The organism is Aggregatibacter aphrophilus ATCC 33389, assembly GCF_900636915.1.
Lineage (GTDB): Bacteria > Pseudomonadota > Gammaproteobacteria > Enterobacterales > Pasteurellaceae > Aggregatibacter > Aggregatibacter aphrophilus.
The window spans coordinates 983654-999954 of sequence record NZ_LR134327.1 but is presented as its reverse complement, the minus strand read 5'-3'; the positions used below and the strand labels follow the sequence as shown (position 1 = coordinate 999954).

Genomic DNA, 16301 nt, shown 5'->3' with positions numbered 1-16301 from the left:
CTGTTATAACGCCAAAATTTCTTTGACGAAAGGGATGGTTAATTTGCGTTGTGCTTGTAACGAGGCTTGATCGAGTTTTTCCAACGCATTAAACAAGGTTTTCATATCCCGTTCCAAGCGCTTAAACAAAAAATTAGCCGTTTCATCAGGCAATTCGATACCGCGCTGATAAGCGGCTTTTTGTAACACGTCTATTTTTTGCTTATCGTTTAACGGCGCAAGCTGATACACCTCTCCCCAGGTTAATCGGGAAGCCAAATCCGGTAGTTGCACCGGTAAATTGGCGGGGGATTGATCGGCGCTCATTATTAACAATGTTCTGCCGGTTTCCCGCACGCGATTAATTAAATCAAAAATGGCGACTTCCCATTCGGCATTGCCGATGACTGCCTGCAAATCATCCAAACAAACCAAGGCTTGCTGTTCAAGGTTCTCTAATACGGCAGGAGAGAAATATTGGGCTTTGTTTAACGGGACATATAATGCCGGACGCTGTTGCGCAAGATAATGCTGACAAACGCCTTTTAGTAGGTGGCTTTTTCCGCTCCCTTTATTACCCCAAAGATAGAAAAATTGCTGATGAAGTTGTAAGAAATTTTTTTGTAGTGAATTAAGGAGTAGCAGATTATTTTCTGCATAGAAGTTTTCTAACGTTTCATCATCCGATTGATGAATAGGCAAAGGAAGTTGAAAATGCGGTTCGGCCAAATCAGACACCTAAGGTGTGGTTATCAAAGTGCGGTAAGAATAAACGAAATTTTTCAATTTAGAAAGTCATTAGCGGATATTTTTCCTATCCGCTAATGACGGTTAAGTATTTATGCTATGCAATTTCGTTTTTGGCTTTTGGTAACACCAAATTCAAAATGATGGCAACAACGGCACATAAGCTGATGCCTTTTAAGGAAACGCCACCCACATCCACGAACATATTGCCGATCCCAAACGTCATCACAACTGCGATGATACATAAGTTTCGGGCTTCGGTGACATCCACTTTCGCACGAATGAGTGTGCTCATGCCCACAACAGCAATAGAGCCGAACACCAACATCATAATCCCACCCATGACAATGGTCGGAATGGTAGAAAGAAATGCGCCGACTTTTCCACAGAAAGAAATAGCAATTGCCCAAACAGCTGCCCATGTCATGATATTTGGATTAAAGTTGCGGGTCAGCATGACTGCGCCGGTCACTTCAGCATAGGTGGTGTTTGGTGGTCCGCCTAACAAAGATGCTGCGCTGGTGGCAATGCCGTCACCGAGTAAGGTGCGGTGTAATCCGGGTTTTTTAAGAAAATCTTTGCCGGTGACAGAACTAATGGCCATAATGCCGCCAACGTGTTCTACTGCTGGTGCAATGGCGATCGGTAGCAAATATAAAATGGCTTCCAGTTTAAATTCAGGCGCGGTTAGATTTGGTAAACTAAACCATGGAGCATCTAAAACAAGTTGGAAATTAATCAATCCCATGAAAAGGCATAGAATATAACCCACAGTGATGCCGAACATGATTGGAATTAATTTCATTATGCCTTTTGAGAAAACGGCTACGCACAGGGTGGTCACCAGGGTCACCATAGAGACCAATACCGCGTCGTTATATTGATAAGCGCTATTTTTACCTAATGCCATATCCACGGCCACAGGGGCTAATCCCATACCGATGATGATAATGACCGGACCGACGACCACCGGTGGAAAAATACGTTCTAATGCTGCTGCGCCACGAATTTTCACTAACGCGCTCAAGGCGACATAAAGCAAACCCGCAAAGACCAAACCGCCCATGGTGACAGGAATGCCCCACGTGGTTACGCCATATTGAATAGGTGCGATAAATGCAAAAGAAGAAGCGAGGAAAATCGGCACTTGCTTGCCTGTACAAAGTTGGAATAACAGGGTGCCGACACCAGCAGTAAGCAGGGCGGTATTTGCATCAAGGCCGGTAATCAACGGTACTAAAACTAAAGCGCCAAACGCTACAAAAAGCATTTGTAGTCCTACGAAAGCTTGTTTAACGTGGCTTTGTTGTTCCTCAATAGGAAAATTTTGTGTTGTATTTGTCATGTAAGTTTCAACTCTCTGTCTGAATTAACTTAAAAAGTGCGGTCAAAATTTCAAGTGTTTTTTCTTTTCATTTTTCCGCAAAAGAGGCGGATAAAATCCGCCTTACCTTGTGAAAAAGCGAACGATTACTTGGTACCGAAAATTTTATCGCCTGCGTCACCTAACCCAGGGATGATATAACCATTTTCATTTAAGTGATCGTCAATGGAGGCCGTGTAAAGCTCAATGTCCGGATGGGCTTTTTCTAACGCGGCCAAGCCTTCCGGGGCTGCTACCAATACCAAGACTTTGATATGCTTACAACCTTTTTGTTTTAACAAGTTAATGGTTGCAACCATAGAGCCACCGGTGGCTAACATTGGGTCAACCACAATGGCTAAACGCTCTTCTAAATCGCTGGCTAATTTTTGGAAATACGGTACAGGTTCTAACGTTTCTTCGTTTCGATACATCCCTACCACACTAATCCGCGCACTCGGAACGTGCTCCAAAACACCGTCCATCATGCCTAGACCTGCACGCAGAATTGGCACAACGGTAACTTTTTTGCCTTTAATTTGGTCAATTTCAACAGGACCACACCAACCGTCGATAATGACTTTTTCTGTTTCCAAATCGGAGGTGGCTTCATAAGTTAATAGACTTCCCACTTCTGTCGCTAACTCACGGAATTTTTTAGTATCGACATCTGCAGCACGCATTAAACCTAATTTATGTTTGACTAATGGATGCTTAACTTCAACTAATTTCATCTTAATCTCCTTTGTTAGATGTTGGCTGCGAACATTAAATCGCAGAGTGACAAACCACGCTCCCGCGGGCAAAAATAATGCCTATGGGGTCATAGGCATTATGCTTAATTATTGTTCCTGATTAATAAACGATTCGTTTATTTCAATTTTGGCTTTTGCGCGTAAGGCATTCAATAAGCTACCTTGCAAGCCAATTTGAGTAGCTTGTTCAATTTGAACGGCAAACTGTTTTTGTTCTGCTTCGCTCAATTTGCCATCGGTCACTTTATCCAATGCGATGATAACCACATCGCCGTTGGTGTCTTTGGCTGCTTTATAGGTAGTTTTACTTTCTGCTGGTTTCGCCATCGAAAACACTTGATTATTTAAAGCAGGATTTTTATTTTCAGTAAATACCCAAGTTTGCTCCGCTCCGAATTTCACACCGTCAACGGTTTTACCTGAAGCCAATTCTTGTACGAATTTATCAGCTTGGGCTAACACAATGGTTTCTGCTTTTTGCTGTTTTAGCATTGCAGTAATTTCTGCCTTCGCTTCTTCTAAAGATTTTGTTGATTGGGCTTTATGTTCAAGTACACGCACCACTAAAGAGTGTTGTTCTCCTACGCTCATCGGCTCAGAATTGCTGCCGCCTTGGGATATTTCGGAATCAAAAATGGCTGATGCCACATTCGGGTAATTTAGTGCGGCAGGAATGTTATTACGGGAGAAATAACCGGTTTCTTGCACTTTAACACCGGCTTCATCTGCAGCCGCTTTTAATGAAGAAGGGTCCTCAAAGGCTTTTTCTGCTATACGTTTTTCAACAGAGAAGAATTGGTTGTTGACTAAGTTTTGACGAATTTGTTCAACAATTTGCGCTTTCACATTTTCTAATGGCAATACGCCTGCATCTTTGCGTTCTTTTACCAAAATAATGTGATAGTTATTATCCAGTTTGACCGGTTGGCTGTATTGACCCACAGCTAAAGCATTCGCTGCATCTTCAAAAACTTTCGGAAATTCACCCGCACTTACCCAACTTAAATCACCACCTTTCTCTGCACTGGTAGGATCGATAGAGTGATTTTTGGCTAAGTCGGCAAATGCCGCACCATTTTGTAATTGATTGTATAGATCTTGTGCCTGTTGTTCGGTTTTTACCTGAATATGGGCTAAACGTTGTTGCCCCTGCGTAGTGAATTGGGCTTTATTGTCTTGGTAGTACTGTGCAATTTCCACATCGGTAATATTGATGTTTTTTTCCATATTTGCACCGGATAAATCAAGATATTGCACTTTCACGGATTCAGGAATAGTAAAGTCAGCCTTGTGGGCATCGTAGTAAGCTTGGATTTCGGCGTCAGTGACAGTTTGTTTCGCAATTTCATCGGCTAAAGATAAATTTGCCAAGCGAATATTGCGGCGTTGGAAGAATAATTTTGCCAAAGCATCCCGTTGCGCCGGTACGCTGAATGCGGTAATTGCCAAACCGCCTTGAAGTTGTTCTAAGCGTAATGCTTCACGCACATAACTCGCATAGGTTTCGGCAGAGATACCATTAGTTTGTAATACTTGTTGGTATAACGCATTATCAAATTTGCCGTTGTTTTGGAAATTCGGGCTGGTAACAATTTCTTGTTTAATTCGTTCATCACTCACGCCTAATTTCAATTCATTGGTGTATTGGCGTAGTAATTCCTGATCAATTAGGGATGATAAAATTTGTCTTTTGAGATTAGCGACTTGAGCCGGGGAATCAGCTTCTTGCGGGCTTAAATTGCGGGAGGCTATGTTGTATTGATTTTGGAAAGCGTGCTGTGAGATTTCTTCTCCATTCACTTTCGCGGCAGAATTGTCTGTTCGGGTGTAAAGATAGCCTGCCATAGAACTGATAACAAAGGTTACCGAAATAAAACCAAAAAGAAACTTAGAAGCCCAATTGTTTGAGGCTCCGTTCAGTTTTTCCATTACCATTAAAATTTATCCTATAAAAATGATACAAAAATTTGCACGATTATAATCTAAAGCGCCTGAGGACGCACTATCAAAATAAAAATAAGCCAAATTATGTTGGATAATTTGGCTTATTAAAAACACTTAATTAATTGACCGCACTTCTGGATACGGTTTTTTTACGACGGGGCGCTTTTACTGCAGAAACCGGATCAAGTTTTACAAATTCAACGCCGGTAGGCGGATTTTCCAATGCAATGGTTAGCACTTCATCGATAGTTTCCACGGCATGGATAATAAGATCTCGTTTTACATTTTCCGGGATGTCTTCCAAATCTTTCACGTTTTCTTTCGGAATAACCACGGTTTTAATACCACCTCGATGTGCGGCTAACAATTTCTCTTTTAACCCGCCAATTGGCAACACTTTGCCACGCAAGCTGATTTCTCCCGTCATGGCTACTTCTGATTTCACCGGATTACCGGTTAGACAGGAAACCAAAGCTGTACACATAGCAATCCCTGCACTTGGGCCATCTTTTGGTGTCGCTCCATCCGGAACGTGAATATGAATATCCCGTTTTTCATGGAAATCAGAATTGATGCCTAATTTTTCCGCGCGGGAGCGTACTACGGTCATTGCTGCTTGGATGGATTCTTTCATCACATCGCCAAGAGAACCGGTATAGCTGAGTTTGCCTTTGCCTGGCACAGAAGCCGTTTCAATGGTGAGTAAATCACCACCTACTTCTGTCCATGCCAAACCGGTCACTTCGCCGACACGATTTTGTGTATCCGCACGACCAAATTCAAAGCGTTTTACACCAAGATAGTCATGCAAGTTTTTCGCGTTGACTTTAATGGACTTCACTTTCTTGTCTAACAGCAATGTTTTGACTGCCTTACGACAGATTTTTGAAATTTCACGCTCTAAGTTACGCACCCCAGCCTCACGGGTGTAATAGCGAATAATATCCACGATCGCGCTATCATCAATGGTTAATTCACCGGCTTTTAGTCCGTTACGTTCCATTTGTTTGTTGATCAAATGGCGAGTGGCGATATTCAGTTTCTCATCTTCCGTATATCCGGATAAACGAATCACTTCCATACGATCCAATAACGGTGTTGGAATATGCATGGAGTTGGAGGTCGCGACAAACATCACATCCGATAAATCGTAATCTACTTCCAAATAATGATCGTTGAAATGAGCATTCTGTTCGGGATCCAACACTTCTAATAATGCAGAGGCAGGATCGCCTCGCATATCAGATGTCATTTTGTCGATTTCGTCTAATAAGAAAAGCGGATTTTTCACGCCTACTTTCGCCATTTTTTGAATCAATTTACCCGGCAACGAACCAATATAGGTTTTACGGTGACCGCGAATTTCTGCTTCATCACGCACGCCACCTAACGCCATACGCACATATTTACGACCGGTCGCATTGGCGATAGATTGCCCTAATGACGTTTTACCTACCCCCGGTGGTCCCACTAAACAGAGAATAGAGCCTTTGATTTGGTTTAAACGGGTTTGTACGGCAAGGTATTCCAGAATACGTTCTTTCACGCGTTCTAAACCGTAATGATCCGCATCTAAAATTTCTTGTGCTTTGGTCAGATCTTTTCTCACTTTGGTGCGTTTATGCCAAGGCACTTGAATCATCCAATCAATATAGCTACGCACAACAGTTGCTTCCGCTGACATCGGGGACATCATTTTCAGTTTTTGTAGCTCAGATTCTGTTTTCTCACGGGCTTCCTGTGGCATTTTGGCATCTTCAATTTTTTGGCGTAATTGCTCAATTTCACTTACGGTATTTTCTGTTTCACCAAGTTCTTTTTGAATTGCCTTGATTTGTTCATTCAAATAGTAATCACGCTGGCTTTTTTCCATTTGTTTTTTCACGCGACCACGAATGCGTTTTTCCACTTGTAACAGATCTGCTTCTGATTGCATTAAACCCAGTAAATATTCAAAACGCTCAACCACATTGGTCATCTCTAATACAGCTTGTTTCTGCACGACAGAAACCGGTAGATGAGACGCCATAGTATCGCTTAACTGTTCCAGATTATCGATTTGTTGTAAGGCAGAGAGAATGTCGGGCTGTACTTTTTTATTCAAGTTTATGTAGCTTTGAAACTCATTTAAGACAGCTTTATGAGCCACCTGTAATTCTTTTTCATTGCCTAATGTGGTTAGTAGTGGTTCGGCAACAGCCCATAAATATTCACCGGTATCTTCAATTTTTCTGATTTTGGCACGTTGCTGACCTTCCACCAATACTTTCACTGTACCGTCAGGCAATTTTAATAATTGAATAATATTGGCAATGGTTCCAACATCATATAAGTCATCAATAGACGGTTCTTCCAAATCTGCCTGTTTTTGTGACACTAATAATAATTTTTTGTTGTTTTGCATCGCGTCATCAAGGCTGCTAATTGATTTAGGACGACCGACAAATAATGGCATTACCATATAAGGAAATACAACAACATCGCGCAGTGGCAATACCGGTATTATTTGTAATTCTGGTTTTTTTGATCTCATCATATACTCTCTTAATCTAAAATCCGATGATTGCCTGTATATTGGGGTAGTTTATTTAAATTCAAGACTTAAAAAACTCCGCCAACAGGCTGAAAGTGCGGTGGGTTTTTCACGTGTTTTTGATACAATTTTTCTTGTAAGAATAGAAATTAGTATAACTGAATTAGGCTGTGGCAAGACAGAAAATAAAAAGAAAATTCGTTAAGAATGGCGGTGAGAGGGGGATTCGAACCCCCGATGCAGTTTCCCACATACACGCTTTCCAGGCGTGCTCCTTCAACCACTCGGACATCTCACCGTGATTAGGACGTGCGAACTATAAGGATTTCATTGAGCTTCGTCAAGTATTTTTGTAATTTCGTTGTTCGTAAGATAAAAAATTCACCAAAAATCAGGTAAAATAACCACCAGCTATAAGGCTATTCATTTCAATTACACATCTCATCTCATCTTATTTATATTTTTATGTTAAAAAAATGGTTTCTTAATAAAAATGTCTTTCTGTCAGTTAAACCTTTCAGTGCATTAAAAGACAGCTTCAGAGACGGCTATACTTCCCGTCATTTGGTAAAAGATATTATTGCCGGATTAACTGTCGGTATTATCGCTATCCCGCTTTCCATGGCGCTTGCTATTGCCACCGGCGTACCACCGCAGCACGGTTTATACACTGCCATTGTTGCGGGGATTATCATCGCGTTAACGGGAGGTTCACGCTTTAATATTTCCGGTCCAACGGCCGCCTTCGTGGTGATTTTATTCCCTGTTACTCAGCAATTCGGCTTAAGTGGCCTGCTTATGGCCACATTGCTTTCCGGTGTTATTTTGGTGCTTATGGCGTTGTTCCGTTTGGGGCGACTTATTGAATATATTCCGCTACCTGTCACGCTAGGTTTTACATCAGGTATCGGCATCGTTATAGCTACCTTACAAATTAAAGATTTTATTGGTTTGAGTATTGAACAGATGCCGTCTCATTATCTTGAAAAAGTGCAAGTAATTTTGACTGCACTTCCAAGTATAAACTGGGCAGATGCTGGTGTTGGTATCATTACCCTCATTATCTTAACCCAATGGCATAAGTTACGTCTGCCCATTCCCGGTCATTTGCCGGCAGTGATTGTCGCAACATTGTTATCTTTATTGCTGACCCACTTCAGCTATTCTGTCGCGACTATTGGTACCGAATTCCAATATACACTTTCTGATGGTACGACCGGCTACGGTATTCCCAGTGTCTTGCCTGAATTTTCCTTGCCATGGAATATTCCTGATCCGCAAGGCAATCTGATTAACTGGAATTTTGACACCATTCAGCGCCTATTGCCGGCCGCTTTTTCCATGGCAGTCTTGGGCGCGATCGAATCTTTATTGTGTGCGGTCATTTTAGACAATATCACCGACACCAAACACCATTCCAATAATGAATTATTAGCACAAGGCCTTGGTAACATTGCCTCTCCGTTTTTTGGCGGTATCACTGCCACCGCTGCCATCGCGCGTTCTGCGGTAAATGTTAAATCCGGTGGTGTATCACCGATTTCAAGTGTCGTACACGCCTTACTAGTGCTTTTTGCCTTATTGTTTTTTGCCCCGGCGCTGTCTTATTTGCCGTTATCTTCTATGGCTGCGCTCTTGCTGGTCGTGGCTTGGCATATGGCGGATTTACCACAAATTATTCAGCTTACCCGTCGTTCCGGACGTAACGAAATTGCCGTATTACTGGTTTGTTTAATCCTTACAGTGTTATTTGACATGGTGATTGCTATTTCTGTGGGTGTGTTATTGGCCAGTTTGCTGTTTATCCGCACCATCGCCGAAATGACCAAATCCATCAATATTGCTGTGCCGGAAGATTTGGATGATGTGTTAATTTATCGTATTAGCGGACCGCTCTTTTTCGCTGCGGCAGATAATCTCTTTGCCGACTTGCACGATAAAACCGTCCACACCGATCACGAAATCAAACACATTGTTTTACAATGCGACGCCGTGACCGTGCTTGACACAGGGGGCATTCATGCACTTACCCGCTTCGTACAACATATGCTGCCTCATCAACAACTTTATATGTGTAACATGCAGTTCCAACCACTACGAACTATCGTTAAATCCGGTTCACTGCCTGAAATCAAAAAAATTACTTTCACCTCTGATTTAACCGAAGCATTGAATAAAATTCGGGAATTTGAGGGGATTGAGGCGAAATAATTCATTTGCGATATTAACGGGTTAAAAGGAGAAACTATGCTGAATCTAACGACAATCACAACACAACTTCATCAACTCAAAGTCGTTCCTGTTATCGCGTTGGATCATGCCGAGGATATTTTACCGTTGGCAGATATGCTGGCACAAAATGGGTTGTCGGTGGCGGAGATTACTTTTCGTTCTCCGGCGGCTGAAGAGGCGATTCGGTTGTTGCGCCAACAGCGACCTGATTTTCTGATTGCGGCGGGTACGGTTTTAACCTCAGAACAGGTTTTTCAAGCGAAAAATGCCGGTGCGGATTTTGTCGTGACGCCGGGGTTTAACCCTAAAATTGTGCAATTATGCCAAGACTTAGGTTTACCGATTACACCGGGAGTGAATAATCCGATGGCTATTGAAGCGGCGTTAGAGTTAGGCATTGAAACAGTGAAATTCTTCCCGGCGGAAGCCTCCGGTGGCGTGAAAATGATTAAAGCGTTGTTAGGCCCTTACGCGCAATTAAAAATCATGCCAACGGGTGGGATTGGGTTGCAAAATATTCAAGATTATTTAGCCATTCCAAATGTGGTGGCCTGTGGTGGATCTTGGTTTGTCGAGAAAAAACTGATTAATGACAAAAACTGGTCAGAAATCGGTCGACTAACGAAAGAAGTGGTAGAACTGGTTAAGTAGGTTTTGAATATAAAAGTGCGATCAAAAAAAGCAGTGTTTTTTGACCGCACTTTTCAATGGAAGATTAGTGGTGGTGTGCGCCGGCTAACACTTTCTCAAAGCGTTCATTAGCGAAATCCCAGTTCAGCACGTTCCAGAATTCTTTAATATAGTCCGGACGGCGGTTTTGGAATTTTAAGTAATAAGCGTGTTCCCAAACGTCTAAACCGAAGATTGGGGTTCCGGAACAATCGGCAAATTCTTTGCCCATAATTGGGTTGTCTTGGTTAGCTGTAGAGGCTACGGAGAGTTTTCCGTTTTCTAATACTAACCATGCCCAACCGGAACCAAAACGGGTGGCAGCGGCTTTTTCAAATTCTGCTTTGAAGTTTTCAACGGAACCAAAATCACGCAGGATAGCGTCTTTCAATGGACCTTGTAAGGTTGTGCCTTTTTTCAAACTTTTCCAAAATAAGCTATGGTTTAAGTGACCGCCTGCATTGTTGCGTAGCGCAGGGCGTTTTTCAGGTGCAACTTCATGTAAGTGCGCCAATAATTTACCCGGGCAACCGCTGGCAAATTCTTGTAATTCAGGAGCGTTTTCTAATGCAGCGTTAGCGTTGTTTACATATGCTTGGTGATGTTTGCTGTGGTGGATTTCCATGGTTTGCGCATCGAAATGGGGTTCTAATGCGTCATAGGCGTAGCCTAATTCAGGTAAAGTATAAGCCATAATTTTTTCCTTTTGTTAGAGTCAATCACGTTTAAAAAACGGTGTAAATCATAGCACGAAAATTGATTAAGATTATTAAACGCTGTGATTGGTTAATAAAAAAGAAGATGACAACTAGCCATCTTCTTTATTTTCTGCTAAGGGCAATTATTGTGCTTTTACTGCGGCAATAGCTACCATATTAATGATACGGCGAACTGAAGCGACAGAAGTCAAAATATGCGCCGATTTATTCAAGCCCATTAAGATTGGGCCGACGGTGATTGGCGTTGTGGTGCCTTGTAATAGATTTAAGCTAATGCGCGCCGCTTCCATATTTGGCATCACCAACACGTTTGCTGCGCCCTTTAACGGGCTGTCAGGCATAACGTCATCACGTAAGCGCTGGGATAAGGCAACGTCGCAGTGCATTTCGCCATCAATGGAGAGTTCCGGTGCTTTTTCTTTTACTAAAGTTAAAACGTTGCGCATTTTGACCGCACTTAGGCTGTTGTTACTGCCATAGTTTGAGTGTGAAATTAACGCAATTTGCGGTTCAATACCAAATAGGCTGACTTCTTTCGCCGTCATTAGCGTAATTTCCGCTAATTCTTCCGCTGTTGGATCGTTGTTCACGAAGGTATCGGCAAGGAATAGGTTGCCGACCGGTAGCACTAGGCCGTTAACGGTGGCGGCAGTATGTACTCCCTCTTGCAAGCCAATCACGTTTTTCAGGGTTTTTAAGTGACTGGCGTAGTGTCCCACTAAACCACACAACATGGCATCGGCGTGACCTAAATGCAACAACACGGCACCGATAGCGGTTGGGTTGTTAAACATTTCGCGTTTGGCAATATCCGGCGTTACGCCCGCGCGTTTAAGCATGTCGTAGTAAGTTTTGCAACATTCTTGGTAACGGGGATCGTTTTCGATGTTAATTAGCTCGAAATCACGGCCTTCTTTAATGTGTAATCCTAGTTTTTTAATGCGCTGTTCAATTACGCTTGGACGACCGAGTAAAATTGGATAAGCGATGCCTAAGGTCGAGATTTCTTGTACGGCGTGTAAAATTCGGGTTTCTTCACCGTCGGTTAATAATACACGTTTCTTGTCTTGTTTCGCTTGTGCAAACACCGGTTTCATAAACAAGTTAGTTTTATATACGAACTGGGTGAGTTGCTCGATATAAGCATCAAAATCTTCGATCGGACGGGTTGCTACGCCGGAATCCATCGCCGCTCTCGCCACGGCAGGGGCGATACGCACAATCAAACGCGGATCGAATGGTTTTGGAATAATGTATTCCGGGCCGAAAGACAATTCGCTGTCACCGTAAGCGGAGGTAACGACATCGCTTTGCTCTGCCAAGGCTAAGTCGGCAATAGCGCGCACCGCAGCAAGTTTCATTTCTTCGTTAATGGTGGTAGCGCTGACATCCAATGCACCACGGAAAATGAACGGGAAGCAAAGTACGTTGTTGACTTGGTTTGGGTAGTCGGAGCGACCGGTACATACAATAGCATCCGGACGGGCTTCTTTTGCCAATGGCGGTAAGATTTCCGGTTCCGGGTTGGCGAGTGCCAAAATTAACGGATGTACTGCCATGGTTTTAACCATGTCTTGCGTCAACGTGCCGGCAGCAGAACAACCTAAGAAAATATCCGCATTCGGAATGACTTCAGCTAACGTACGCTTGCCGTTATCGTCAATCGCATACAGCTTTTTGGTTTCATCCATGCGATCATCACGATTTTTGTAGATTACGCCTTTTGAATCACATACGGTAATATTTTCCCGTTTCATGCCAAGGGAAACCAACAAATTCAAACAAGCGATAGAAGCTGCACCGGCGCCGGAGGCAACGAGTTTTACGTTTTCAATTTTTTTATCAACAATGCGTAAGCCGTTTAGCACCGCTGCGGCAGAAATAATCGCTGTACCGTGTTGGTCATCGTGGAAGACCGGAATTTTCATTCTTTCGCGCAATTTTTGTTCAATGTAAAAACATTCCGGTGCCTTGATATCTTCTAAGTTAATCCCACCGAAAGTCGGTTCCAATGAGGCGATAATTTCTACTAATTTGTCAGGGTCATGTTCATTAATTTCAATATCGAATACGTTTACGCCGGCAAATTTCTTAAATAAAACGCCTTTTCCTTCCATGACCGGTTTTCCGGCAAGCGCACCGATATTCCCTAAACCAAGCACCGCTGTACCGTTAGAAATTACCGCAACTAAATTGCCGCGAGAGGTATATTTATAGGAGTCGGCCGGGTCTGCCTGAATGGCTAAACATGGCGCCGCAACGCCCGGCGAGTAAGCTAAGGCTAAATCGCGTTGCGTGGCAAGCGATTTGGTTGGGGTAACTTCAATTTTTCCCGGAATCGGAAATTCGTGGAAATCGAGAGCTGCTTTTTTAAGTTGTTCATCCATAAAAATATCCTCTTTTGAATAACTAAATTGAGAAAAGTGGCGAGCATTATAATTAAAATTAAAAAGAATTCTGTGACATTTCACACATTATTAACAATTTTTTGCAGTATAAAAAAGTTCTTTGATTACGTTCTATAAAGTGTGGCTATTTCTTGCTGTGTTTTTCCGCGGGTAGAGCAGCAAAATTAGCGGTATAATGCCCTATGATTTTTATAAGGGATTTCTATGCGCTTAGATAAATTTTTAGCGGAAATGACCGATTTAACCCGTTCACAGGCAACAAAAGTGTTGCGTCAAAGTGCGGTCACTATTAATGGTAAAATTGAGAAGAGCGGGGCGGCGAAAGTCGGCCCGAATGATGAGATTTGTTATGATGGTGAGCGGTTGGCTTGGGTGGCGGAAGGACAGTATATTATGCTGAACAAGCCACAAGGTTATATTTGTTCCCATGAAGATGGCGATCATCCGACTATTTATCAATTTTTTGGTTATCCTTTATCTGCTCGTTTGCACAGTGCTGGGCGGCTAGATGTGGATACTACAGGGTTAGTATTGTTGACTGATGACGGGCAGTGGTCACATCGCATTACTTCACCAAAACATCATCAGCCAAAAACTTATTTGGTGACTTTGGCGGATCCTGTTGAAGCTAATTATGTGCAGGCTTGTACCGAAGGTATTTTATTGCGTGGTGAGAAAGATCCGACCAAACCTGCTACACTTGAAATTTTAGATGATTACAACGTCAATTTAACCATCAGTGAAGGACGTTACCATCAGGTTAAACGGATGTTTGCCGCGTTGGGTAATAAAGTTGTCGGATTGCATCGTTGGAAAATCGGTGCATTGGTGCTTGATGATAGCTTGGAGGAAGGCGAATATCGTGCCTTAACGGCAGCAGAAGTCGCTTATTTTAACGGAGAATAATCTATTGAAGACTGATAAAACGAGACAGACCGGTTTTATTTTTGTCGTTGCGTTAGGCATTTTGTCTATGTTGCCTCCGCTGGCGGTGGACATGTACTTGCCGGCATTTTTGAATATTGCGCAGGATTTTCAAGTAACGAACGATCAGGTGCAGCATACGTTAACGTCGTTTGCGTATGGCTTGGCGCTAGGGCAATTATTTTGGGGACCGTTCGGTGACAGTTTTGGGCGTAAGCCGATTATTTTGTTAGGCGTGGTAATTGCTGCTTTTGCCGCGTTGATTTTGACGCAAATCCATTCAATTGGAAATTTCACCGCACTTCGTTTTATCCAGGGCTTTTTTGGTGCATCGCCGGTAGTGTTGGTAGGCGCGTTGTTGCGTGATTTGTTTGATAAAAATGAACTCTCCAAAATCATGTCAACCATCAGCTTGGTGTTTATGGTTGCACCGTTGGTGGCGCCGATTATCGGCGGTTACGTTGTCTATTTTTTCCATTGGCACGCCATTTTTTATGTGATTGCGGGAATGGGATTTCTCAGTATTTTATTAGTCTTTTTTATCGTACCGGAAACCCATCGTAAAGAAAAACGTATTCCTTTACGATTAAATATCATTGCCCGTAATTTTATGGCGTTATGGAAGCAAAAACCGGTGTTGGGCTATATGTTTTCCACGTCCTTTGCCTTTGGCGGGTTGTTTGCTTTCGTCACGGCAGGTTCCATTGTGTATATCGGGATTTATGGCATTAAGCCTGAAAATTTTGGTTACTTCTTTATGTTGAACATTGGGATTATGACCTTAAGTTCGTTTCTAAACAGGCGGTTAGTTGCCAAACTAGGCGCGGAAACCATGTTGCGTTGTGGGTTAGGCGTCCAATTTTTGGCGGCAGTTTGGTTGTTACTGGTGGTGTTATTCGATTTAGGCTTTTGGCCGATAGCCTTGGGGGTTGCCATTTTTGTGGGACAAAATCCGTTGATTTCCTCTAATTCCATGGCGTCTATTTTGGAAAAATTCCCTAATGCTGCCGGTTCGGCGAATTCCATGGTGGGTAGCGTGCGATTTAGTATTGGTGCTAGCATAGGTTCCTTGGTTTCTTTATTGCCGACAAATTCGGCTGTACCGATGTTATTAGCTATGGTGATTTGTTCCGTTATTGCCGTGGTTTGCTACTACTTTTTAACGGTTAAAAATCGCTAATAACTGATGGATTAACTCAGTTATATCAAGGATTTTGCCAATTTATAAGGGTTATTCGTATTTGTAACGAATGGCTAAATTTGTTCTAAGTCAAAAAGAGGTTAAACTACTGCTAAAGAGTTATGTGATTTAACCCCTTCTTAACTACTTCATTCAGTTTCCTTATGATAGAATGCCCCGCAAAAAATAAGTCTTTCTTCATTTAGTTATGCATCATCAATTAATTATCGAAAATCTGGCCTGCCAACGTGGCGATAAAGTACTATTTCATCACTTGAATTTACAAATTCAGGCGGGCGATTTTGTGCAAATTGAAGGACATAACGGCATTGGGAAAACCAGTTTGCTACGTATTGTTGCCGGGCTTGCGATACCGTTAGAGGGCAAAGTGCGGTGGAATTCTGAAGAGATTTTTAAGCAGCGCGAAGCCTTTAATTATGATTTGTTATATTTAGGGCATCAGAGCGGAATTAAACCGGAATTAAACGCGTGGGAGAATCTGTGTTTTTATCAGCAAATCAGTCATTGCCATCAAGGGGACGAGATTCTGTGGAATGTGTTGCAAACCGTTGGGTTGTTGGGGCGTGAAGACATCCCTGCCGCACAGCTTTCTGCCGGACAGCAAAAACGCATTGCCTTGGCGCGTTTGTGGTTATCGGAAGCTCCGTTGTGGATTTTAGATGAACCTTTTAACGCCATTGATAAAAAAGGCGTGGCGGTTTTAACCGCACTTTTTGAGCAACACGCACAACGAGGCGGCATTGTGATCTTAACCAGCCACCAAGAAGTGCCGAGTGCACAATTGAAAAAAATTAATTTAGAACAGTTTAAATGTGCAGAGTGACGGC

Annotated in this window: 12 protein-coding genes and 1 tRNA gene; 5 read left to right on the top strand and 8 right to left on the bottom strand. The window is 42.7% G+C overall.

Features of this window, described 5'->3' with window-relative positions; translation table 11 throughout:
• Nucleotides 1-3 precede the first annotated feature (3 nt).
• The 6 genes from hda to EL144_RS04800 all read right to left on the bottom strand — a co-directional run bounded on the left by hda (nucleotide 4) and on the right by EL144_RS04800 (nucleotide 7619).
• Nucleotides 4-708 carry a DnaA inactivator Hda gene (gene hda / locus EL144_RS04825; protein ID WP_005701639.1) on the bottom strand — a complete coding sequence of 235 codons (705 nt, stop codon included), beginning with the start codon at nucleotides 706-708 and terminating at the stop codon, nucleotides 4-6.
• A 115-nt stretch (nucleotides 709-823) separates the two neighbouring features.
• Nucleotides 824-2071: a nucleobase:cation symporter-2 family protein gene (locus EL144_RS04820; protein ID WP_005703455.1), complete on the bottom strand. Its 1248-nt coding sequence runs from the start codon at nucleotides 2069-2071 to the stop codon at nucleotides 824-826.
• Between the two features lie 125 nt (nucleotides 2072-2196).
• Entirely contained in the window at nucleotides 2197-2823 is a 627-nt protein-coding gene (upp, locus tag EL144_RS04815) for a uracil phosphoribosyltransferase (RefSeq protein WP_050332721.1), read from the bottom strand.
• Nucleotides 2824-2931: 108 nt separating this feature from the next.
• A complete protein-coding gene (ppiD, locus tag EL144_RS04810; protein ID WP_005703452.1) occupies nucleotides 2932-4779 on the bottom strand; it encodes a peptidylprolyl isomerase in 1848 nt (615 codons plus the stop codon).
• A gap of 127 nt (nucleotides 4780-4906) precedes the next feature.
• The gene (gene lon / locus EL144_RS04805) at nucleotides 4907-7324 is read right to left on the bottom strand and encodes an endopeptidase La (protein ID WP_005703451.1); all 2418 of its coding nucleotides are present in this window, start codon (nucleotides 7322-7324) and stop codon (nucleotides 4907-4909) included.
• Between the two features lie 205 nt (nucleotides 7325-7529).
• Nucleotides 7530-7619 (bottom strand) — tRNA-Ser (locus EL144_RS04800).
• A 167-nt stretch (nucleotides 7620-7786) separates the two neighbouring features.
• Between EL144_RS04800 and dauA the strand changes: the two genes are divergently transcribed.
• Both dauA and EL144_RS04790 read left to right on the top strand, forming a co-directional pair.
• Nucleotides 7787-9532 (top strand): C4-dicarboxylic acid transporter DauA, encoded by a 1746-nt coding sequence (gene dauA / locus EL144_RS04795; RefSeq protein WP_005703450.1) that lies wholly within the window; start codon nucleotides 7787-7789, stop codon nucleotides 9530-9532.
• 36 nt (nucleotides 9533-9568) lie between these two features.
• On the top strand, nucleotides 9569-10204 hold the full coding sequence (locus EL144_RS04790) for a bifunctional 4-hydroxy-2-oxoglutarate aldolase/2-dehydro-3-deoxy-phosphogluconate aldolase (RefSeq protein ID WP_005703449.1): 636 nt from the start codon (nucleotides 9569-9571) through the stop codon (nucleotides 10202-10204).
• Nucleotides 10205-10268: 64 nt separating this feature from the next.
• Here the strand turns inward: EL144_RS04790 and EL144_RS04785 are convergent, their stop codons facing one another.
• Complete coding sequence (locus tag EL144_RS04785; RefSeq protein ID WP_005703448.1) at nucleotides 10269-10916, bottom strand: Fe-Mn family superoxide dismutase; 648 nt, start codon at nucleotides 10914-10916, stop codon at nucleotides 10269-10271.
• Nucleotides 10917-11063: 147 nt separating this feature from the next.
• Complete coding sequence (locus EL144_RS04780) at nucleotides 11064-13328, bottom strand: NADP-dependent malic enzyme (protein ID WP_032994983.1); 2265 nt, start codon at nucleotides 13326-13328, stop codon at nucleotides 11064-11066.
• A 225-nt stretch (nucleotides 13329-13553) separates the two neighbouring features.
• On the opposite strand from EL144_RS04780, the gene rsuA reads away from it, so the two are divergent.
• From rsuA to ccmA, 3 genes are all read left to right on the top strand, one after another.
• Nucleotides 13554-14255, top strand: coding sequence for a 16S rRNA pseudouridine(516) synthase RsuA (rsuA, locus tag EL144_RS04775; protein WP_005703446.1), 702 nt, complete (start codon nucleotides 13554-13556; stop codon nucleotides 14253-14255).
• Between the two features lie 4 nt (nucleotides 14256-14259).
• Entirely contained in the window at nucleotides 14260-15453 is a 1194-nt protein-coding gene (locus tag EL144_RS04770) for a Bcr/CflA family multidrug efflux MFS transporter (protein WP_005701626.1), read from the top strand.
• 208 nt (nucleotides 15454-15661) lie between these two features.
• Entirely contained in the window at nucleotides 15662-16297 is a 636-nt protein-coding gene (gene ccmA / locus EL144_RS04765) for a cytochrome c biogenesis heme-transporting ATPase CcmA (protein WP_005701625.1), read from the top strand.
• Nucleotides 16298-16301: the final 4 nt, after the last annotated feature.